This is a genomic window from Gluconobacter sp. P1D12_c, assembly GCF_018812105.1.
In the GTDB taxonomy this organism is placed as follows: Bacteria; Pseudomonadota; Alphaproteobacteria; order Acetobacterales; family Acetobacteraceae; genus Gluconobacter; species Gluconobacter oxydans_A.
This window is the reverse complement of record NZ_JACSIQ010000321.1, coordinates 1-505: the sequence shown is the minus strand read 5'-3', so window position 1 is coordinate 505 and position 505 is coordinate 1. Positions and strand designations below refer to the sequence as shown.

General features: G+C 57.9%; 1 protein-coding gene. It reads right to left on the bottom strand.

Features of this window, described 5'->3' with window-relative positions; translation table 11 throughout:
• The coding region (locus KP705_RS16975) for a transposase (RefSeq protein WP_215765115.1) at positions 1-505 on the bottom strand (505 nt) is incomplete at both ends.

Below are 505 nucleotides of genomic sequence, written 5' to 3'. Positions count from 1 at the left end.
CAGCGTCCAGCGCGCATGGCGATCCTTGTGCGACAGCTTTGACGGCTTGTCCTGCCAGTCTTCGGGAATACGSCCTGCCCGGAGATCGGCTTTCTCAGCATTCGTATTGCGCTGCTTTGGAGCGGCTACCAATGTTGCATCCAGGATCTGGCCTGACATCGGCAGATAACCGGCGTTCCGCAGGGTCGCTTCAAACCGGTTAAACAGCCCATCGATCGCACCCGCCTGTGTCAGGCGTTCACGGAGCAGCCAGACCGTTTTGGAATCGGGCACCCGGTCCGACAGTCCCAGACCAAGGAAACGCATGAAGGACAGGCGGTCGTTGATCAGATATTCCGTTCGCTCGTCGGACAGATTGTTCAGCGTCTGGATSACCAGGATYTTGAACATCAGCACCGGATCAAACGGCGGACGKCCGCCTTTRCTYCCGTCYGMATAGGCCAGAGCCWTCTCCAGGTCAGGACGGAATACTTCAAAATCCACAGTCCGGGAAAACGCTTCGAGC